General features: G+C 71.4%; 19 protein-coding genes. 8 read left to right on the forward strand and 11 right to left on the reverse strand.

What is annotated here, in order from left to right; translation table 11 throughout:
- Positions 1 to 109 precede the first annotated feature (109 nt).
- Positions 110 to 3,304, forward strand: a complete 3,195-nt coding sequence (gene ileS, locus RJT50_RS05595) for an isoleucine--tRNA ligase (RefSeq protein ID WP_313694863.1) — start codon at positions 110 to 112, stop codon at positions 3,302 to 3,304.
- Positions 3,305 to 3,390: 86 nt separating this feature from the next.
- Here the strand turns inward: ileS and RJT50_RS05600 are convergent, their stop codons facing one another.
- From RJT50_RS05600 to glpK, 3 genes are all read right to left on the reverse strand, one after another.
- On the reverse strand, positions 3,391 to 3,600 hold the full coding sequence (locus tag RJT50_RS05600) for a hypothetical protein (protein ID WP_313694864.1): 210 nt from the start codon (positions 3,598 to 3,600) through the stop codon (positions 3,391 to 3,393).
- Positions 3,601 to 3,653: 53 nt separating this feature from the next.
- Positions 3,654 to 4,406 carry a class I SAM-dependent methyltransferase gene (locus RJT50_RS05605; RefSeq protein ID WP_313694865.1) on the reverse strand — a complete coding sequence of 251 codons (753 nt, stop codon included), beginning with the start codon at positions 4,404 to 4,406 and terminating at the stop codon, positions 3,654 to 3,656.
- Positions 4,407 to 4,492: 86 nt separating this feature from the next.
- Positions 4,493 to 6,070 carry a glycerol kinase GlpK gene (gene glpK / locus RJT50_RS05610; RefSeq protein ID WP_313694866.1) on the reverse strand — a complete coding sequence of 526 codons (1,578 nt, stop codon included), beginning with the start codon at positions 6,068 to 6,070 and terminating at the stop codon, positions 4,493 to 4,495.
- A 155-nt stretch (positions 6,071 to 6,225) separates the two neighbouring features.
- Between glpK and RJT50_RS05615 the strand changes: the two genes are divergently transcribed.
- Both RJT50_RS05615 and RJT50_RS05620 read left to right on the forward strand, forming a co-directional pair.
- Entirely contained in the window at positions 6,226 to 7,434 is a 1,209-nt protein-coding gene (locus tag RJT50_RS05615; RefSeq protein ID WP_313694869.1) for an FAD-dependent oxidoreductase, read from the forward strand.
- A gap of 317 nt (positions 7,435 to 7,751) precedes the next feature.
- Complete coding sequence (locus RJT50_RS05620) at positions 7,752 to 8,495, forward strand: HAD hydrolase family protein (RefSeq protein WP_313694871.1); 744 nt, start codon at positions 7,752 to 7,754, stop codon at positions 8,493 to 8,495.
- 55 nt (positions 8,496 to 8,550) lie between these two features.
- On the opposite strand, the gene cutA is transcribed toward RJT50_RS05620, so the two are convergent.
- Positions 8,551 to 8,862, reverse strand: a complete 312-nt coding sequence (cutA, locus tag RJT50_RS05625) for a divalent-cation tolerance protein CutA (protein ID WP_313694872.1) — start codon at positions 8,860 to 8,862, stop codon at positions 8,551 to 8,553.
- A 15-nt stretch (positions 8,863 to 8,877) separates the two neighbouring features.
- The gene (locus RJT50_RS05630) at positions 8,878 to 9,054 is read right to left on the reverse strand and encodes an HEWD family protein (RefSeq protein WP_313694874.1); all 177 of its coding nucleotides are present in this window, start codon (positions 9,052 to 9,054) and stop codon (positions 8,878 to 8,880) included.
- A 101-nt stretch (positions 9,055 to 9,155) separates the two neighbouring features.
- On the opposite strand from RJT50_RS05630, the gene RJT50_RS05635 reads away from it, so the two are divergent.
- The gene (locus tag RJT50_RS05635) at positions 9,156 to 9,476 is read left to right on the forward strand and encodes an EthD family reductase (RefSeq protein ID WP_313694876.1); all 321 of its coding nucleotides are present in this window, start codon (positions 9,156 to 9,158) and stop codon (positions 9,474 to 9,476) included.
- Between the two features lie 4 nt (positions 9,477 to 9,480).
- Here the strand turns inward: RJT50_RS05635 and RJT50_RS05640 are convergent, their stop codons facing one another.
- The gene (locus RJT50_RS05640) at positions 9,481 to 9,717 is read right to left on the reverse strand and encodes a GNAT family N-acetyltransferase (protein ID WP_313694878.1); all 237 of its coding nucleotides are present in this window, start codon (positions 9,715 to 9,717) and stop codon (positions 9,481 to 9,483) included.
- Between the two features lie 421 nt (positions 9,718 to 10,138).
- On the opposite strand from RJT50_RS05640, the gene RJT50_RS05645 reads away from it, so the two are divergent.
- The gene (locus RJT50_RS05645) at positions 10,139 to 10,693 is read left to right on the forward strand and encodes a class I SAM-dependent methyltransferase (RefSeq protein WP_313694880.1); all 555 of its coding nucleotides are present in this window, start codon (positions 10,139 to 10,141) and stop codon (positions 10,691 to 10,693) included.
- A 308-nt stretch (positions 10,694 to 11,001) separates the two neighbouring features.
- On the opposite strand, the gene RJT50_RS05650 is transcribed toward RJT50_RS05645, so the two are convergent.
- The 3 genes from RJT50_RS05650 to RJT50_RS05660 form a co-directional block, all read right to left on the reverse strand.
- Complete coding sequence (locus RJT50_RS05650) at positions 11,002 to 13,362, reverse strand: ATP-dependent DNA helicase (RefSeq protein ID WP_313694882.1); 2,361 nt, start codon at positions 13,360 to 13,362, stop codon at positions 11,002 to 11,004.
- Between the two features lie 156 nt (positions 13,363 to 13,518).
- Entirely contained in the window at positions 13,519 to 14,841 is a 1,323-nt protein-coding gene (locus tag RJT50_RS05655) for a S8 family serine peptidase (RefSeq protein ID WP_313694883.1), read from the reverse strand.
- Positions 14,842 to 14,881: 40 nt separating this feature from the next.
- The gene (locus RJT50_RS05660; protein ID WP_313694886.1) at positions 14,882 to 15,559 is read right to left on the reverse strand and encodes an ArsR/SmtB family transcription factor; all 678 of its coding nucleotides are present in this window, start codon (positions 15,557 to 15,559) and stop codon (positions 14,882 to 14,884) included.
- Positions 15,560 to 15,742: 183 nt separating this feature from the next.
- Between RJT50_RS05660 and RJT50_RS05665 the strand changes: the two genes are divergently transcribed.
- The 3 genes from RJT50_RS05665 (at position 15,743) to RJT50_RS05675 (ending at position 18,499) form a co-directional block, all read left to right on the forward strand.
- The gene (locus RJT50_RS05665; RefSeq protein WP_313694888.1) at positions 15,743 to 17,224 is read left to right on the forward strand and encodes an NAD(P)H-hydrate dehydratase; all 1,482 of its coding nucleotides are present in this window, start codon (positions 15,743 to 15,745) and stop codon (positions 17,222 to 17,224) included.
- Complete coding sequence (gene moaC, locus RJT50_RS05670) at positions 17,225 to 17,707, forward strand: cyclic pyranopterin monophosphate synthase MoaC (RefSeq protein ID WP_313694889.1); 483 nt, start codon at positions 17,225 to 17,227, stop codon at positions 17,705 to 17,707.
- A gap of 66 nt (positions 17,708 to 17,773) precedes the next feature.
- Positions 17,774 to 18,499, forward strand: a complete 726-nt coding sequence (locus RJT50_RS05675) for a ribosome assembly factor SBDS (RefSeq protein WP_313694890.1) — start codon at positions 17,774 to 17,776, stop codon at positions 18,497 to 18,499.
- A gap of 82 nt (positions 18,500 to 18,581) precedes the next feature.
- Here RJT50_RS05675 and RJT50_RS05680 read toward each other — a convergent pair whose 3' ends face one another.
- Together RJT50_RS05680 and RJT50_RS05685 are read right to left on the reverse strand one after the other, a co-directional pair.
- A complete protein-coding gene (locus RJT50_RS05680) occupies positions 18,582 to 19,382 on the reverse strand; it encodes a formyltransferase family protein (protein ID WP_313694892.1) in 801 nt (266 codons plus the stop codon).
- Positions 19,379 to 20,308, reverse strand: coding sequence for a polysaccharide deacetylase family protein (locus tag RJT50_RS05685; RefSeq protein ID WP_313694895.1), 930 nt, complete (start codon positions 20,306 to 20,308; stop codon positions 19,379 to 19,381). Before RJT50_RS05685 ends, RJT50_RS05680 begins: the two co-directional genes overlap by 4 nt.
- Positions 20,309 to 20,528: the final 220 nt, after the last annotated feature.

Raw genomic sequence — 20,528 nt, forward strand, 5'->3', positions numbered from 1 at the left:
GCTCATCGGTCGTACTCCGGTCGGTCGTCGCGGCAGTCGCCCGCGGGCCCGCGTACAGCCAACACTGCGACACCACGGTTTTCATATGCGCCGGGCCGGTTCTCCCGGTATGGACGACAGCGACGTCTCGGACCAGTACGCGCCGGGGGCGGTCGAGGACGCCGTCACGGAGCGCTGGGACGAGGAGGACGCCTACGAGGCGGCCACGGCCGCACACGCCGACGACCCGGCGTTCTTCTTCGTGGACGGCCCGCCGTACACGACCGGACAGATGCACCTCGGCACGGCCTGGAACAAGACGCTGAAGGACACCGTCATCCGGCACAAGCGGATGACCGGCCACGACGTCACCGACCGGCCGGGCTACGACATGCACGGGCTCCCCATCGAGACGAAGGTGGAGCAGGAGCTCGGCTTCGACACGAAGCGTGACATCGAGGAGTTCGGCATGGAGAACTTCATCGAGGAGTGCCGCGAGTTCGCCGAGCGCAACCGCGAGAACATGGACGAGGACTTCCAGTCCATCGGCGCGTGGATGGACTGGGACGACCCGTACAAGACCATCTCGCCCGAGTACATGGAGGCGGCCTGGTGGGCGCTCTCGCGGGTCCACGACCGCGGGCTCGTCGAACGGGGCAAGCGCGCCATCTCGCAGTGTCCCCGCTGTGAGACGGCCATCGCCAACAACGAGGTCGAGTACGAGGAGATCGAGTCGCCATCGATCTACGTGAAGTTCCCCCTGCGCGAGCGTGAGGGGAGCCTCGTCATCTGGACGACGACGCCCTGGACCATCCCGGCGAACGCGTTCGTCGCGGTCGGCTCCGACCTCACGTACCAGGAGGTCAGGGCGACGAAGGACGGCGAGACGGAGACGCTGTTCCTCGCCGAATCGACCGTCGAGGACGCGCTCGGCCGCGGCCGCTACGACGACTACGAGGTCGTCGCCGAGTACGGCGGCGAGGACCTCGTCGGCTGGACGTACGAGCACCCGCTGGCCGAGGAAGTCCCCGACCACGCCGACTTCGAGGGCGCGGGCGAGGTGTACACCGCCGACTACGTCGAGGCCGACCGCACCGGCCTCGTCCACTCCGCGCCCGGCCACGGCCAGGAGGACTTCGAGCGCGGGCAGGAACTCGGCCTGGAGACGTTCTGCCCGGTCGGCGGCGACGGCACGTTCACCGACGAGGGGGGGAACTACGCCGGCCAGTTCGTCCGGGACGCCAACGACGACATCACCGCCGACCTGGACGCGAAGGGCCTGCTGCTCGCGAACGAGACCCACACCCACAGCTACGGCCACTGCTGGCGCTGTGACACGCCGATCGTGTTCCTGGCGACCGACCAGTGGTTCATCCGCATCACCGAGGTGAAGGAGGAACTGCTGGCGAACATCGACGACAGCGAGTGGCACCCCCACTCCGCCCGGGAAGGTCGCTTCCGCAACTTCGTCGAGGAGGCGCCCGACTGGAACATCTCCCGGCAGCGTTACTGGGGCATCCCGCTTCCCATCTGGGTGCCCGAGGGCGAGGAGAACCCGAACATGGACGACCTGCTCGTCGTCGCCACGCGCGAGGAACTCGCCGAGCGCGCGGACCAGGACGTCGACCCCGAGACCGTCGACCTCCACCGGCCGACCGTCGACGACCTCACCATCACCGAGGACGGCGTCACCCACGAGCGCGTGCCGGACGTGTTCGACGTCTGGTTCGACTCCTCGGTCGCCACGCTGGGCACCATCGGCTACCCGTCGGATCAGGAGACGTTCGAGCGATTGTGGCCCGCCGACCTCATCATCGAGGCCCACGACCAGACGCGCGGCTGGTTCTGGTCACAGCTCGGCATGGGCACCGCCGCGCTCGGCGAGTCCCCCTACGACGAGGTGCTGATGCACGGGTTCACGACGCTGGGGGACGGGACGAAGATGAGCAAGTCGCGGGGCAACATCGTCACCCCGGAGGAGGCGATCGAGGAGGTCGGGCGCGACCCGCTCCGGTGTTACCTGCTGGGTCACGAGCAGCAGGGTCAGGACCTCGCGTTCGAGTGGGACGGCCTGCACGCGATGCAGTCGACGCTCAACATCCTCTGGAACGTGTTCCGCTTCCCGCTGCCGTACATGCGTCTGGACGGGTACGACCCCGCCGACCCCGACCTGGACGACGGCGACCTGACCGTCGTGGACGAGTGGGTCCTGAGCCGGCTCCAGACCACGAAGGCCGAGATGGCCGACGCCTGGGACGACTACGAGGTGGACGACGCGCTGAACGCGCTGCTCTCGTTCGTCACCGAGGACGTCTCGCGCTTCTACGTGAAAGCCATCCGCGAGCGGATGTGGGAGGACGAGGACTCCGCGAGCAAGCGCGGCGCGTACGCCACGATGGCGACGCTGCTCGACGAGACGACGCGCCTGCTCGCGCCGTTCGCGCCGTATCTCACCGAGCGGATGTATCAGCACCTCGATGGGGGGAAGACGACGGTCCACCAGCTGGACTCCCCCGAGGCGGACGAGACGCTGCGGGACCCCGACCTGGAACGCGACATGGCGGTCCTCCGCGACGTGGAGGAGGCGGCCGCGAACGCCCGCCAGCGCGCCGAGCGCAAACTGCGCTGGCCGGTCACCCGCGTCGTCGTCGAGAGCGCCGACGGCGACGTCCGCGGGTCGGTCGAGACGCTCCGCGACCTGCTCGCCGAGCGCGTGAACGCCCGGACGGTCGACGTGACCGACTCCTACGGCGAACTCGTCGAGGTCGCCGAGCCCGAGATGTCGAAACTCGGCCCCGCGTTCGGCGGCGACGCCCAGGGGATCATGGACGCCATCAGTGGCAGCGTCCGCGCGGACCTCGAGGCGGGCGACGGCCTCTCGGTCGCGGTCGAGGGCGAGACGTACGAGCTCGACCCCGAGATGGTCAGCTTCCACTCGCAGGCACCCGAGGGCGTGGTGAGCGCCGAGTTCGACGGAGGGACCGTCTACGTCGACACGGAGCTCACGGAGGCCATCGAGTCGGAGGGGTACGCCCGCGACGTCGTGCGACGGATCCAGGAGATGCGCAAGGACCTCGACCTCGACGTCGACGAGCCGATCCGCGTCTCGCTCGACGTCGCCGACGACCGCGTCGCCGGCTTCGTGGACGAGCACCGCGAGTACGTCGCCGAGGAGACGCGGACCGCGGAGTTCGTGGACGGCGTCGCGGAGCGACGCGAAACGGCCGTCGCCGGGGAGTTCGACCTCGTCGAGGAGTGGACCGTCGAGGGCGTCGCCGTCACCATCGGCGTCGCCCGCGTCGCCGCCGAGCAGCAGGCGGACTGACCGCCGGCTCTCCCCGGCGACCGTCCCACCCCCCGTCAGTACCGGACTCTGGGTCGTCCCCTCCCTTGCAACGGTCGACCGCCGAGTCAGGAGCGCAGCGAGACGACGAGGAACGAGAGCGACGTCAGGACCGCGGTCGTGACCCACACGGCATCGATCTCGGAACGGAGGAGGTGGGAGACGAACAGTCCGCCGAGCAGGGAGCCGAACGGGGCGACGACGATCGGCAGACACACCGCGACGACGGGGTCGACCTCGGAGAGGCTCAGTCGCTCGGAACCGGGAACGGTGGTCATGGCCGCCGATGTGCTCGCCGCCATGAAATCGGTTCCGGACCGTCCCTGCCGTCTCACTCCGCGGACGCGGACGGCGACCCGACGAGGTAGCAGTACCACGAACCGCCGCGGCTCACCTCGCCGCTGGCGATCACCTCGAACCCCTCGTCCGCCAGCACCGCCTCCCAGTAGCCGATCACGTCGTCCGTCCGCTCGTGGGTCACGTGAGGCTCCAGCAGGCCGATCTGGCCGCCGTCGGCTAGCACTCGCCGGGCCTCCCGGAGCGACGCCACGGCGTCCGGGCGCGGGAGGTCGTGCAGGAGCAGACACGCGGTCACGACGTCCTGAGAGCCGCTCCGGACCGGGAGCCGCGTCGCGTCGCCCGCGACGGCCGCCGCGTTCAACCCCACAGTCGCCGCGTTCCGCCGGGCGTACCGCGCCCCGTTGCCGAGGATGATCCGCGCGTCGAACGTGTCGAGCGCCGTGACCCGGGTGTCGTTCACGGGCTCGGCGTCCGACCCGACGTCGTCCCCGGCGAGCGCCACGAGCGAGCGCCCCGTCCCGCAGCCGACGTCGAGCCATCGGTCGGCCCCGTCGAGGTCGAGCGCGTGTCGGAGCGGCACGTACGGCCAGCGCTCGGACTGCCACGGTGCCGGGACGAGCAGCCGCTTCAGCGCCGACTGGCCGTACCAGAGCCCCGCGAACACCAGCGCGAGTCCGGCCACGTAGGCCGGGCCGGTGGCGACGACGGTGCCCAGCGCCAGGCCGGCAACCGCGACGGTCACACCGATGCCGATGCGGCGGAAGCGACGCCGCCAGTGGTACACGCCGAACTAGTAGCGGAACACGGCTGACCGTCCCGTGCGTCCACCTTCGTTCCGTCGGTCACGGCCGGGTACCGGCGAGTTCCCGCTCACTCGTCCGCGTCCCGTGCCCAGTCGAGCGAGCGCTCGACCGCCTCGCCCCACCGCTCGTACCGGCTCCCCGTCGTCGCGCCGTCCTCGGGGTCGAACGTCCGGTCAACCCGCCGGTTCGCCCGGAGCGCGTCGAGGTCGTCCCAGTAGCCGACGGCGAGGCCGGCCGCGTAGGCCGCGCCGAGCGCGGTCGTCTCCCGCACGGCCGCGCGGACGACGTCCGCGCCGAGCACGTCCGCCTGCACCTCACAGAGGAAGTCGTTGTCCACCGCGCCGCCGTCGACCCGGAGCGCGTCGAGGTCGACGCCGGCGTCGGCCGCCATCGCGTCGGTCACGTCGCGGGTCAGGAACGCGATGGATTCGAGCGTCGCCCTGACGACGTGCTCCCGGCGGGTGCCGCGCGTGAGCCCCATAATCGTGCCGCGGGCGCGCTGGTCCCAGTGGGGCGCGCCGAGCCCCGCGAACGCCGGCACGACGTAGACGCCGTCGGGCGAGTCGACCGACCGCGCGAGCCGTTCCGTCTCGGCGGCGTCACCGACGAGCGAGACGTCCTCGAGCCACTCGACGGCCGCGCCGGTGACGAACATCGACCCCTCCAGCGCGTACTGGACCGGCTCGCCGGAACGCTGGAACGCGACCGTCGTGAGCAGGCCGTGCTCGCTCTCGATCGCCTCCGAACCGGTGTTCAACAGGACGAAGCTCCCGGTGCCGTAGGTGTTCTTCGCGTCGCCCGGGTCGAAGCAGGCCTGGCCGAACAGCGCCGCCTGCTGGTCGCCGAGCGCGCCGGCGACCGGGACCGACGCGCCGAGGAACCCGTCCGGGTCCGTGTGCCCGTAGCGGTCGGCGTCGCTGGAGGGTCGTACTTCGGGGAGACAGCCGCCGGGCACGTCGAACCGCGCGAGCAGGTCGTCGTCCCAGTCGCACTCGTGGACGTCGTACAGCATCGTCCGCGAGGCGTTAGTCACGTCGGTCACGTGCGCGCCGCCGCCGGTGAGGTTGTAGACGAGCCACGAGTCCACGGTCCCGAACAGTACCTCGCCCGCGGCGGCGCGGGCGCGGAGGGTCCCCTCGTCGTTCGTGTCGTCGCCGCCTCCGCCTGCATCGCCACCGTCACCCTCCGCCCCATCGCCGCTTGCGTTGTCGAGGAGCCACTCCAGTTTCGTCGCCGAGAAGTAGGCGTCGGGGTTCAGCCCCGTCTTCGCCCGGATCTCCGCCCCCGTCCCGTCGGCGTCCAGTTCCTCGACGCGCTCGGTGGTGCGGCGGTCCTGCCAGACGATCGCCCGGTGGACCGGCTCCCCCGTCGCCGCGTCCCACAGCACCGTCGTCTCGCGCTGGTTCGTCACCCCGATTGCGGCGAGGTCGGCGGCGTCGATGCCGGCCTCCTCGAGCGCTCCGGCGACGACGAGCTTCGTGTTCGCCCAGAGCTCCGTCGCGTCGTGTTCGACCCAGCCGGGTTCGGGGTAGTGCTGCTCGTGGGTCTCGTAGGCGGTCGCGCGGGCCCGACCGGCGTGGTCGAACACGACGAACCGGGTCCCGGTCGTCCCCTGGTCGATCGCGCCGACGTATTCCTCGGACATTGGTTCCCGGCCGCGTCCGCCGAGCGGCGGCGTCCTCGCGCGTCGGCTCCGGCGGCTCGCGGTTTCCAGTACTGGCGACGGCCGGCGAGTTAAGTGTTGGTCGGGGGCGACCGGGACGCCGACACCGACAAGTCGCCGGCCCCGAACGAACCGGTATGGAGACGGACGTGCTCGTCGTGGGCGGCGGGGCGACCGGCGTCGGCGTCGCGCGGGACCTGGCGATGCGCGGCGTCGACGTGACGCTCGCCGAGCGCGGCGGCCTCTCGGCCGGAACGACCGGGCGCTCACACGGGGTGCTCCACTCGGGCGCGCGCTACGCCGAGTCGGACCCCGACGGCGCGGCCGAGTGCATCGAGGAGAACCGGGTTCTGCGGCGGATCGCGGCCGACTGCGTCGCCGAAACGGGCGGGCTGTTCGTCTCGCTCGCCGGCGACGACGACGGCTACTTCGACCGGAAGCTTGACGCCTGCCGGGAGGTCGGAATCGACGCCGGCGAGATCGACGCGCTCCGGGCGCGGCTGAGCGTGGGCGGGCTCGCGGGGGACCTGGAGCGGGCGATGCAGGTCCCAGACGGCGTCGTCTACCCCTCCCGGCTCGTCGCCGCGACGGCCGACGACGCCAGAGGACACGGCGCGGACGTTCGGACGAACGCGCCCATCGAAGCCGTCCACGTGGCGGACGGGACCGCCACGGGCGCGACGGTCGGGGGGACGCGCATCGACGCCGAGGCGGTGGTGAACGCGACCGGCGCGTGGGCGGGCGAGTGTGCCGCGCTCGCCGGGGTCGATCTGCGAATGCGGCCGACCCGTGGTGTGATGGTCGCGGTCGAGTACCCGACGCTCGGCCCCGTGCTGAACCGCTGTCGGGATCCCGCCGACGGCGACATCGTCGTTCCCCACCGGGATCGTGCGGTACTCGGCACGACGAGCGTCGCCGTCGAGGACCCGGACGAGTTCCCCCAGGGAGCGTGGGAAGTCGACCGCGTGATCGAGGAGTGTGCGGCGATGCTCCCGGGGCTCGCGGACGCACCCGTCCTCGACACCTACTGGGGGGTCAGACCGCTGTACGAACCCGCGGCGGCGGGCGAGGACGAGCGCGGCATCTCGCGGGACTTCGCGCTCCTCGACCACGCGGACGAGGGCGTCGACCGCTTCTACTCCATCGTGGGCGGGAAGCTCACCACCCACCGCGCGATGGCGGAGGCGACGGCCGACCGCGTCTGTGCGGACCTCGACGTGGCGGAACCGTGCCGCACGGCCGAGGAACCACTCGCCGCGGCCGGCGACCCCGACCGCCTCGACGACCTCGTGGCCGAGTTCGACGCTCGCTCGCCCGCCGACGCCGACGTGGTCGGCTCCGACTGACCGCGACTCGGACGACCTGACTGGCCAGGAGGACGGCCGACACCCCATGGCTGCACGAGCGGGTGTCCGGGGAGCGAGGACTAACCGACTTCCCACAGGGTGGGAATGGAAGGGGCCGCGGCTCTCGTGGTGCCCCGACGACGCAAGCACCGCAGGAACGAGGCGAAGCCGAGTGACGAGGAGCGCAGCGAGGCGCGGCCCACGAAGCCGCGGGGGCTTCCAAGCCGTTGTTCGTGGGCAGGACTATCCTCGTGGCGCCGAACACCGATCAGCACCGACGACGCTTTCCCCCGCGCACCCGACGCACCACCAACCGAATGCCCGCCACAGCCGACGACCTCGACGAGTTCGAGGACCGCATCGACCCGGAGGACCCCACGGGGCCGGCCGTCCCGCCGCTGGCGCTCGACATCGACGGCACGCTCACCACGTCGGCCCACACCGTCGACCCGCGCGTGTTCGAGGTGCTCCCCGAGTGGCCCGCGCCGGTCGTCGTCGCGACCGGGAAGGCGTTTCCCTACCCCGTCGCGCTCTGTCACTTCGTGGGCATTCCCGAGCGCGTGATCGCCGAGAACGGCGGCGTCGTCTGCGTGGACGGGCAGGTCAGCTACGAGGGCGACCCGGAGCCGGTCCGCCGCGCGACGGCGGCGTTCCGGGAGCGCGGCGGCGACCTCGGCTGGGACGGGGCCGACACGGTGAACCGCTGGCGGGAGACGGAGGTCGCCGCGCGACGGAGCGCCGACGAGACGATGCTGCGAGAGCTCGCCGAGGAGTTCGACCTGAACTTCATCGACTCCCAGTACGCCTACCACCTCACCTCCCGCGGCGTGAGCAAGGGGCGGGCGCTGGAGGCCGCCTGCGAGACCCTCGAACTCGACCCCGAATCGTTCGTCGCGGTCGGCGACAGCGAGAACGACGTCGAACTGTTCGGCGCGGTCGGCGAGAGCTACGCGGTTGCGAACGCGGACGAGGCCGCGAAGGGGGCCGCGGACCGCGTCCTGGAGGACGGGTTCATGGACGGGACGATGAGCGTGCTGAACGGGCTGCTCGACCGGGTCTGATTCGCCGGGCGGTTCCCTTTTCGGCCGGGCCTGACGGGCGAGGCGGCCTCGCCGCTCACTCGGCCGCGGTCGCGTCGTCGATCCAGGCCGCAAACGAGTCCGCAACGGCGTCCGGCTCGAACCGTTCGATGCAGGGCGTCTCGTGGGGGTGGAGGTCGGCGACGCGCGCCGCCGCCTCGGCGACCCGCTCGTCGCTCGTCTTCACCAGCAGCACCGCCTCCCGTTCGTCGACGGTGACCTCGCCGTCCCACCGGTAGGTCGACTCGCAGGGGACGCGGTTGACGCAGGCCGCGAGGCGCTCCTCGACAAGCGTTCGCGCGATGTCGGGTGCCGCCTCCGGCGGCGCGGTGACGTACAGCGTCGGCATCGCACTCGCCCGCGGTCAGGCGCCGCCCTTCTCGAACGGGACGAACGAGCCGTTGATGTCCCACTCGTGGATGCAGTAGACGTCGCCCTCGCCGTCGTCGACGCGCCAGGCGTCCGCGTCGTCGCTCCAGCGCTCGACCCGGCCGCAGCGCTCGCACTCCCGTCGGTCCGGCCGCCGAATCCGCGTGGACATGTCGGTGGGAGGGACGTCGCGGGACATAAGCCCACCGTCGGTGGCAGGGGTCGCGGCCGCGCGCCGGCAGAGCCAAGTGCTGGTTGGGCCACCGTGGCGACGTGATCAAAGTCGTCGAGTTCGTCGTCCGCGCCGAGGGTGACAGCCACGGGGAGTTCGCCGAGTACTGGCTCGAGGAGCACAGCCCCGTCGCGTCGGAACTGCCGGGGCTCGAACGCTACGTCACGTCGCTCCCGATAGACCCCGAGCGGGCCGACTACGACGGCGTGCTGGAACTGTACTTCGAGGACCTGGCGGCCTACAAGGAGGCGTTCGATTCGGCGGCCGGCGAGCGGACGATGGCCGACGCCGCGGAGTTCCTCGAGGTCGGCGCCGGCCCGCGAATGATCGTCGAGGAGACGGTGCAGGTCGACGAACGCTGAGGGGCTACCCGCTTCCGACGTCGGCACCGCCGGACGCGTCGTCGAGACCGGCGAGGTCGTCGAGATCGGCGCGGACGATCAGTTCGTCCCGCTCGACGCCGGAGAACGAGGTCTCCCGTTCGCCGACGACCGAGAAGCCGCGCGCGTCGTAGAACGCCCTGCCGACCTCGTTGTCGGCGAGCACGACGGCCGAGATCCGGTCGCGGTCGCCGACGAACCGCCGGGCGAGTTCGCCGAGCATCGCCGACCCGACGCCGGTGCCCCAGCGGTCGGGGGCGCGTAGATCCGGTCGAGCACGACGTTCCCGACGGAGCCGCTGTACCGGGCCTGCCCGAACCCGACCACCGCCGGTTCACGGTCGCCCCGGCCGCGGTCCTCCCCGGCGTCCCCGGCCGATTCGACGGCGACGACCACCTCCGTCTCGTCGTCGCCGATCCGATCGCCGACGCCCGCCGGGTCGTACCACTCGTCCACCGTCGCCTCGATGGCGTCGTCGGGAAGGAACTCGCCGTAGGCGGCGTGCCAGGCCGCCCGAGCGACCTCGGCGATCCGTCCGGCCTCCCCGCCACGAGCGTCCCTGACGCGCATACCGGCTACTGTGCCGGGACGAACAAAACCCCGCCGAACCGAGCGCTTTTCGCCCGCGGGACCCGTCTTTCTCCATGGGTTTTCACACGTACGACGTGGACCGGGCGGACGCGCTGGAGGACCCGGACCGCTTTCGGTACTGTTCGGCCGAGGAACTGCGCGCGGCGCTGGCGGTCGACACGGACGCGACGGTCGCGGATCTGGGTAGCGGTACGGGCTTTTATACCGACGTCGTCGCGCCCCACGTCGCCCGCTGTTACGCGGTGGACGTACAGGCGGCGATGCACGACCTGCACCGCGAGAAGCCGGTTCCAGCCAGCGTCGAGTTCGTCACCGCCGGGGTGGCGGACCTCCCGTTCGCGGACGACGCGCTCGACGCCGCGTTCTCCACGATGACGTACCATGAGTACGCGAGCGACGCGGCGCTGGCGGAGCTCTCCCGGGTCGTTCGTCCCGGCGGGCGCGTCGTCACCGTCGACTGGACCGCGACCGGGACCGGCGAGTCGGGGCCGCCGACCGACGAGCGGTTCGCGCTCGGTGCTGCCGTCTCGGCGTTCGAGTCGGCCGGGTTCACCGTGGAGCGCGCGCAGACGCGGGTCGAGACGTTCCTGCTAGTCGCGCGGCGCTGAGTTCGATTTGAGTGAGTTCTCCAGGTTGTTCTCTTCCCTGTTACCGGTGTTTCGGTTCGACTGGCCGGTATCTGGGCCCCTCGAATGCGCTCGTGGCTATCGGTGTGTGTCTCTTCGTCCGTCGCTTCGACTGCCTCGAAAGCCCTCGTGGCCCCTTTCAGTCCCACCCGACGGCTCCGCACCGCACGGCAGCCACACGCCTCCCCAGCCGATTCGCTCGTTTCACTCGCTCATCCCTCGCGCGATTCGGCCGCCCACAGGGGGCGACCGCCGCGCGCCACACCTGCTGCAGTCGCACGGTCACCAACTCACTCCTGTCCGTCCCAGAACCGCTCCAGGCCGAAGCGGAGCATGTCCGGACTGACAGGCTGGAACTCCTCGCGGGCGGGTTCGGGGAAGTACTCCCGCACCGAGTTCCACGAGTCGCGGGCGTAGCGGGCGTCGACCAGCACGCGGACGCCGACCTCCTCGGGGCCGCGGATGACGCGCCCGATTGCCTGCCGGGCCTTCCGAACTGCCGGTACCGTGAGCGCGGTTTCGAACCCGTCGCCGAACTCGCGGTCGTACGCCGTCTTGACGGCCTTCGTCCGCGGCGACGCGGTGTTGATGATGGGGACGCCACAGACGACGGCCGCCGAGAGCCGGTCGCCGCGGTAGTCGACGCCCTCGGTGAGCGTCCCGCGGATGCTCGTGACGAGCGTCTTCGCCTCGCCGCCGAAGAACTCCGCCTTCAGGTCCTCGGTCGCGCTGTCGGCGCTCGACTCGTCCACGAGCACCGGCGCGTCGGTCCGCTCGTCCAGCACGCCCGCCATCCACTCGGCCTCGCCGTAGCTCGGCATCCCGACGAGCACGTTGCCGGGCGTCGTCCGGACCACCTCCGCGACGGCGTCGGCGTGGGCCTCTCGCGTCTCGTTCTCCTCGTCGGTGGTCCCGCGGTTGCCGTAGGTGAACTTCGGCGCGTCGACGGCGAGCGACTCGCGGTTCGAGGCGGGGAACGAGAGCCCGTACGTCCGCTCCTCGACCGGCCGTCCCTCCGACTCGAGGTAGTTCAACCCGGTCACCTCCCGGAACACGGACAGCGGCGCGAGCGTCGCCGACATGAGCACGCCGCCGCCGAAGTCGGCGAGGCGGTCGCCGATGGCGTCCGCCGGCACGCAGTTGTGGAGCGCGAGCCGGGCGTTGTACGCCCGCCGCCAGGAGTCGGGCGGCTCCGTCTCGTCCCAGGTCCGCTCCAGTTCGAGTTCCCGAAAGTACGACTCGTGATCGAGCCGGTACCAGGCGTTCAGCAGCCGTCCGACCGCGGGCGCGGCGCGCTGAGTCTCCTCCTCCTCGGCCTCGTCGAGCACGCGCTTGACCACGGCGCCGACGTGCTCCGCGCGGGCCCAGACCTTCTCGCCGTACCCCGCGTCGCTCGCCCACTCGGACAGTTCGTCCTCGGCGGGCACCTCGGGGTCCCGGAGCGGGAGTTCCGCGTCACGGAGCTCCGTGAGATCCGCGCGCCAGCCCGGGTGGTCACGTTCGAGGTGGGCGGTCACCCGGCGGTCCACCTCCTCGCGGAGGTCACGGACGAAGTCCCGGACGAGCTCGAGTTCGCTCAGGCTCACCTCCGCGTCCGAGAGTTCCCCGCGCACGAGGTCCGCGTCGGTCGTCCCCTGCGTTCGCTTCCCCTCGTTCTCGAAGGCGACCGGCTGGATGACGCGGGTGAGTTCGTTCTCGGCGTCCCGGAGCGTCGCGTCGCCGACGCCGTCTGAGACGAGGTCACGGACCCGCGGTTCGAGCATGTGCGCCTCGTCGCAGACGACGAACGTCGAGTCGTCGAGCAGCGACCCGGTGAACGTGGCGGCCGTCACCGGGTCGAACGCGTGGTAGTAGTTGCCGACGACGACTTCGACCTCCGGGATGAGCGCCCCCATCATCGAGTGCGGGCAGGTGCCGTGGCCCGCGGACAGCCGCACGAGTTCGTCGGCGTCGATGAGCCCCGCGTCAGCGAAGTCGAACGGCACCGCCTCGGCCGGGTCGCCGTCCTCGGGGAGGTCCTCCAGGAACTGCGCGTAGAACGGGCAGAACTCGGTTCCCTCGCCCGTCGCGCCGCCGCCGTGTTCGGGCAACTGGGGGAGGTACGGCGTCGGCTCGCCGGCTGTTTCGAGGTAGGAGACGCCCGCCTCCCCCGAGTCTGCGATGCCGGTCTGGGCGCGTCTCGCCTGCTGGACGAGCGCGCCGGCCGTGGCGTCGCCGCCGTCGCCGGCCAGCGCGCGGGTGCGCTCGCGCAGCCCCTCACAGCGGTCGTACACGTTCGAGTCGTCGATGCCCGCGCGGTTCTCCCGCGAGTACGGGCAGACGTCCGCCTTCCCGACGAGCGTCATCGCCGAGACGGGTCGCCAGTCCTCGGGGAGCCCGGCGTTGATCGTTTCGAGGTCCTGTTCGAACTGCCGGAGCTGCTGCTTGACGCTGGTGAGCACGAGCACGCGCTCGAAGTCGGAGTCCGGGTCGCGGACGAGGTGGATGCCGGCGGTGAGCGCGAGCATCGTCTTCCCGGTTCCGCAGGCGCCCTCCAGCGCCAGGTATCCTGAATCGCGCGCTGACCGGACGGCAGCCTCCACGCCGTCCTCCTGTTCGGGGTACGGGTCGGCGTGCCCGAACACCGCCCGCCAGTCCTCGGCCTCGGTCACAGTGTGGGTCGCGTTCGACACGGCTTCAGTCCGTCGATGGCCCCGTCTTCGGTGATAAACCTGGGCCGGACGACGGAACTGATCGCGACCCCGGCCGGACGTCTCCCATCGCTTGCCGCGGTGCTGCTCTCCTCGTGGATGGGACTCTGCTCCGGCCTACGGGCCGGGGTACGGTTCCGGTGCGGACGTGTTCGCCCCGCTCCGGGGCGGGCGCGAGGCGTCGGCCGCGGCCGTTCCGTTCGGAGCCGACGCGTTCGCCGCGGCTTCCAGCGCCGCCCGGATGTCGACGGTCCGCTCGTCGCCCTCGGCCGTCCGTCGGAGGATCGCCTCGACCTGTGCCGGCGTCAGGGAGCCGTCGTCCCGCATGCTGGCGACCGCGCCCGCGACCATCGGTGCGGCGGCCGAGGTGCCGGAGAACCGGCCGGCGACGTGGGTGTCCGCGCTCCCCGGTGCGCTCACGTCCGCGCCCCCGGAGCTGTACGAGGCGACCGTTCCGCTGTCGTCGACTGCCCCGACCGTGATGACGCCCTCCGTGTTGGCGGGCGCGACCGTGCTGCCGGCCGCGCCGGCGACCGCGAGCGACCGTTCGGTGGCGAACAGGTCGACCGGCTCGTCGCCGGGCTCGCGGGCGTAGATCGCGACGTAGTAGTTGCCGGTCGGGAGGGTCTCGTCGATGGCCTCGGCGTTCCCGCTCTCCCGCGTGGACTTGGCGACGACCGGGTCGTCACGCCCCGGGAGGTCCCGGTAGAGGTAGAGATCGTAGTCGGCAGAGCCGTCCCAGTAGAGCCGCAGGGTCACCTCGCCCGAGACCGACCCCTCGCCGAGCCGGTTGCCCTGAACGTCCCCGTCGAACTCGATCCAGCCCTCGGCCTCGGGCGTCCCGCGCCAGTGTCGCTTCGCGTAGTTGCCCGCCGAGGTGACGAAGACGGTGCCGTCGTCGGCCGCCCGCTCGGCCGCGCCGGCGATCCGCTCCTTGCCGCCCGCGGTCGCGGGGAAGTAGCTCCCCGAGTCGACGATGACGTCCACGTCGTTGGCGAGGAGCCAGTCGACCGCACGCGCGTACTCCCCCGGGGTCGGCTGGCTCCCGACGCCGACGAGGTACAGCCCCGCCCCCTCGGTCCGGTCCGCGACGATCTCCGCGACGGCGGTGTCGTGGGACGTCGACGCCGGCCCGTCGAACGCCAGGGACGGGCCCGCGATCCGGCCGTGTGCGGAGACGCGTCCGGACAGCGCCGGATGGCCGCTGTCGAATCCGCTCCCGATGACGCCGACGCGGACCGCCGCCGGCTCGGGATCGGCCGCCGAGTCGATCGGCGCGTCGCCGACCGACGCGCCGCCGAGCGTCGCGTCCCCGCCGGTCGTGGGCGAGACGCTGCCCTCGTAGCCGCCGAACTCCGCGATGTCCGTCGCGCCGACCATCCCGGTCGTGAGGCTCGCAAGCACCACCAGCACGACGACGACGGCGATCGAACGGCTCACGGACGCACCGTCCCGTTCGTGTCCCCGCCGCCGATACCCATCACTGGCTCCGGAGGTGTCCGACCGCGAGCACCGCTGCCAGCACGAGCAGTCCGCCCGCGAGGAACGCGACGCCGGGCGGGAGGACGCCGAGCGCGACCTCGGCCGAGCCGCCGACGGCGTCGCCGATTCGGGGGGCGGTCTCGGGGCCGCCGAGGTCGGCCACGCCGCCGCCGAACGCCCACTGGACGAGCAGGCTCGCGCCGCCGAGCAGGGCCAGCACGCCCAGCAGCCCCCGAAGCGAGTCGAGGAACGAGGTCCGGTCCTCGTCGCCGCCGACCGCGACGACGAGCCGTTCGTTCGTGGGGCGATAGATGGTCATCTCTCGGCCCTTCACCGAGTAGCGCGTCCCGGCAGTCGTGACCAGTCCGGCCTCCTGCAGGTTCTCGAGGTGGTGGCGGACGTTCTGGACGGAGGTGTCGGCCGTCTCCGCGAGCTTCGATGCGGTTCTGGGCTCGTCGTGGAGGGCGGTGAGCAACGAGCGGGCCGTCTCGGAGGAGAGCGAACCGATGAGGGCGTCGGCGTCGTCGTCGTCGAGCCAGCAGACGCGGACGTCCCCGTCCTCGTCCGTGACCTCCTCGGGGGACTCCTGGCGGCCTGCGTCGCTCCCCGGCACCGTCTCGGTGGCGGTCGAGTCGCCACTCGGCGTGTCCACGTCGGACGGGAGCAGTCCTGACATGCGTCGACCTTTCACACACGTAGACTAAATGGTTCTGGCAGTTTTCACGAGGATTCGTTCGGAAAAAATTGGCCTCCCGACGGTCGGTCAGTTTCGGGTGCCTGCGTCGGCACCCGGCGGCCACGGTCGGCCGGCGACGCACCCGCTCGATTTACGGCGCGGGCCGACGAAGCGTCGGCCGAGATGATCACGTCCGCCCGAATGGCGATGGTGGACCGCAACGCCGCGGCGCTCGGCGTCCCCCGCAAGCAACTGATGGAGTCGAGCGGGAACGCCGTCGCCAGGGCCGTCCGCGAGCGGGTCGACCCCGGCGCGAGCGTCACGATCGTCTGTGGCCGCGGGAACAACGGCGGCGACGGCCTCGCCGCGGCGCGGTTCCTCGAGGAGTACGACCTCCGGGTGGCACTGCTCGGCAGGCCGGAGACGATCTCGACGGAGATCGCCCGCGAAAACTGGGACGCCCTCGCGGCGGCGGAGATTCCGGCGGAACCGTGCACGGACTCGCGGGAGTTCTCCCTCGCCGGCGCCGCCGCCGGGGACGGCACTGACTCCCGGGACGGCGACGCACCCGACCTGGTCGTCGACGCGATGCTCGGCACGGGCGTCTCGGGTGCGCCCCGCGAACCCGAGGCGACGGCGATCCGCGCGATCGACGACGCCGACGCGACCGTGGTCTCGGTCGACGTTCCCTCGGGGGTCGACGCCGACACCGGTGAGGCCGCCGGCGTCGCGGTCGACCCCGACGCGGTCGTCACGTTCCACGACGAGAAGCCCGGACTCGCCGACCTCGCCGCCGACCTGGTCGTCGCCGACATCGGCATTCCCGCGGGGGCCGAGCTGTTCGTCGGTCCCGGCGACCTCGCGTCGGTCGACCGCGACCCGCAGTCGCACAAGGGCGACCACGGCGAGGTGCTCGTCGTCGGCGGCGGCCCGTACGCCGGCGCGCCGGCCCTCTCTGCGCGGGCGGCGCTCCGGGCCGGCGCGGACCTCGTCCGGGTGGCCTGTCCGGAGTCGGTCGCCCGGGAGGTGCAGGGGTTCGACGAGAACCTCATCGTCCGCCCGTTCCGGGGCGAGCACCTCGGGCCCGAGCACGTCGATCGGATTTCGGGACTCGCTGCCGACCACGACGCGGTCGTCCTCGGCCCGGGACTCGGCGACGCGGACGAGACGCTCGACGCGACCGCGGAGTTCCTCGCCGACTTCGACGGCACCGCCGTCGTCGACGCCGACGCGCTCCAAATCGTCCCCGAAATCGACACCGACGCCTCGCTCGTCTGTACGCCCCACCAGGGCGAACTCCGGGCGATGGGCGGCGAGACGGCCGACGATTGGCGCGAGCGTGCCGACCTGGTGACCGAGTTCGCCGCGGACCTCGGCCACGTGCTGCTCGTGAAGGGCGCCTACGACGTGATCTCGGACGGTCGGACGACCAGGGTCGGCCGGACGGGGAACCCGGGGATGACCGTCGGCGGCACCGGCGACGTGCTGGCGGGCGTGACCGGCGCGCTCGTCCCCGCCCAGGAGCCGGTTCACGCCGCCGCGGCCGCGGCGTACGCGAACGGCCGCGCGGGCGACGCGGCCGTCGAGGAGCACGGCTACGGGCTGGTGGCGACGGACCTCGTCGATCGGATTCCGGACGCGCTGCGGGACGAGGGGGACGAGTGAATGACGGACGACGATCTCACACACACGACCGAGGAGGGAGACGTGCAGATGGTCGACGTGGGCGACAAGCCCGACACGGCCCGACGGGCCGTCGCGCGTGGCGTCATCCGACTCCGCCCGTCGACGGTGGACGCCGTCCGGGACGACGAGGTGGCGAAGGGCGACGTGCTCGCCACCGCGCGCGTCGGCGCGATCCAGGCGGTGAAACACACCTGGGAGACGATCCCGATGTGTCACGGCATCCCGATCACGAACGTCGAGACTGCGTTCGACCTCCACGGAGACCGCGTCGAACTGGAGGTCGCCGTCGAGACGACGGGCAAGACCGGCTGCGAGATGGAGGCGCTGGAGGGGGTCACGACCGGGCTGAACGTCGTCTGGGACATGGTGAAGGCGGCCGAGAAGGACGAGTCGGGGAACTACCCGGGAACCCGGATCTCGGACGTCGAAGTCGTCTCGAAGGAGAAGCGGCCGCCGGAGTGAGCCGGTCCGGGTCGCCGCCGCGGAGTCGGGGGATACCTTTTACCCTCGGCCGCGATACTCCCGGATATGATTTCACTCGACGAGGCCGTGACCGCACGGCTCGAATCCCACGGCGCGCGCTTCGAGGTGCTCATCGACCCCGACGCGGCACTCGCGATCAAGCGCGGGGAGTTCGACGGCGATCTGGAGGACGTCATCGCCGCCGAGGACGTGTTCGACAACGCCTCGCGTGGCGACCGACCCGCCGAGGAGGACGTCGAGGAGGTGTTCGGCACGACCGACGCGCTCGAAATCATCCCGGAGGTCGTCAGGCGGGGGGACATCCAGATCACCGCCGAGCAGCGGCGCGAGATGACCGAGCAGAAGCGCAAGGCGCTCATCAACACCATCGTCCGGAACGCCGTGAACCCGCAGATGGACGACGCGCCCCACCCGCCCGAGCGCGTCGAGCGGGCGCTGGAGGAGGCCGGGTTCAAGATCGACCCGATGGAGCCCGTCGAGAGCCAGGTCGACGAGGCGCTCGACATGCTGCGCCCGGTCATCCCAATCCGGTTCGACGAGGTGACCGTCGCGGCACAGCTTCCCCCCGAGTACGCCGGGAGCGGCCAGGCGAAGGTCCGCGAGTTCGGCGACCTCGAACGCGAGGAGTGGCAGTCGGACGGCTCCTGGGTCGGCGTCGTGACGTTCCCCGCGGGGCTCCAGAACGAGTTCTACGACCTCGTGAACGAGGTGTCGAGCGGCGAGGCCGAGACGCGCATCATCAGGGACGAGGACGACCTGAACACGAGGTGACCGGCACGAGGCGGGTCGAGGCGCACGTGTCCGTGCCGCGGGTCCAGCGGAGCGGCCCGTCCCGCACCCCGCGGCAGGCGCGTCACGCCGGCATCGCTTCGCGGACGTAGCCGACGCCGTTCTTCAGCGCGTACTTCGCCACGGGAAGCCCTCGCGGGAGGGTGTAGAGGTCGCCGAGCGTCTCGGGCTCGCGCACCTCGCCCGCCCGGAGGGATTCGACGGCGGCGACGAGCACGTCGTCGGACTCCTCGAACAGCCGGCAGCGGACGGCACCCCACGTGTGGAGGTCGCCGATGGGAACGGTCTTCATCGCGGCGACGCCGCCGGCGTCGAGCCTCTCGCTGAGCTGCTGGACGGTGATCCCGGCCGTTCGCTCGCCGTGGAGAAACTCCCAGAACCCCATCGGCTGCCCGCGGTACTCGCGGAGGTCGCCGTGGTGGTAGCTCAGGACGCCGTGTTGCAGTTCCGAGAGGATCGGGCCGACGAGGAATCCGAACCCGAACCTGACCGCGACGTCCGCGCGGGGAGCGAGACGCTCGACCGTCTCCGCCGGAATCTCCCGTTTCCAGCCGTCGACGACGGTCGGCTCGACCCTGAACGTCCGGGCATCGTCGATGTCCACGACGGCGTCGACCCGAACCGGATCGGTCTGGGGAACCGGCCGGCCGAACAGCCACGTCAGGACGGCGATCGCCGTCCACTCGCGGAGCTCGATGGCCCGTTCGAGCGTCTCACGCGCGCTCCGGCCGTCGTCGCCCTCGTCGTACACCACCGCCGTGAGTTCGACGTCGGCCTCGGCGAGCAGCCGGGCGAGCGCGCGGGCCTCCCAGCGCGAGACCGTCTCACCGGGGAGCAGCAGGCAGACCCGCATCGGCCGGCTCATGCCGGCTCCAGCCGGGTTTCCGCGAGCGACTCCATCGTCTCGACGGACAACGCGTCGTCGGGAACGTCCGCGAGGAACTCCAGATAGCCCTCGAGCACCTCCCACTGGTGTTCGTTGCTCAGGTCGTACAGGTGACACCAGAGGTGGAGCGGCGTGCCCGACTCGATCGACCGCCCTGTCGCGCGTCGGAGATACCGCCCGTGGGCGAGCTTTCTGGCGGCCAGCGGGAACGCCCGATAGCCCGGGAACACGTCGGCCCCGCCCGCGGGGAGGGTTCTCGCCGTCAGGGACGGATACGTCGTGCAGTACGTCTCCAGCACCCCGTCCTCGACCCGCGGCTCCCACTCGGGGTGCGGCCCGAGGGTGAGCTGTTTGAACCGGTGGGCGACCGTCGGCGACTCCTTCACCTTCGCGTACCGCGCGACCCGGACGCCGTTCCGCCGAAGCACCTCGTTGTCGGGCCGATAGTGGCGTGGCGGCACGAACGAGGAGAACGACTCGCCGAGTTCGGCGTGCAGCTCGGCCGACCGGCGGAGTTCCGTCTCGACCAGGTCGTCGCTGACCCGGTCACAGAGGACGTGTGAGAACGTGTGGGTCGACAGTTCGTGACCGCCGTCCGCGTCCAGCACCGCCTCGGCCATGTCGGGCCCGTAGAACAGGCCGTCAGCCTCGCCGTCCGTCCCGGGATCCGCGTCGAACCAGCCCGTCGGGTACGCTCCCGCGTGGCTCCCGTCACACGACTCGAGCAGCAGGTGGCCGACGATGTCGAACGTGATGGGGACGCCGCACTCGTCGGCCTTGCTCAGGAGTTTCCGGAGGTACTGTCGCTCGCGCCGCCCGTCGTCCGACAGGTGCGACCGCTTGGGCAGGTCGTGGACGCCCCAGCCGAGTTCGATTTCGATGCTGATCGTCACCGTGCCAGCCATTTGACTCCAGAAGCACGCCGCCAGTGAATGTTAGTCGTACCGTACCGCCCCGACGCGCTCCGCTCCCGGTGCCCGTGAACCCGAACTGACACCGCCGAACGACACCCGGACTACGGCGGATTCGCCGGGTTCTGCACGCTCCCGCCGACTCGTTCCCGCGTCTCCCCGCCGGGGTCGAACGCCGGGGCTCGCCGGCCGGCACCATGATTAAACCGCCAGG

The sequence above is a fragment of the Halobaculum sp. XH14 genome, assembly GCF_032116555.1.
GTDB lineage: Archaea > Halobacteriota > Halobacteria > Halobacteriales > Haloferacaceae > Halorarum > Halorarum halobium.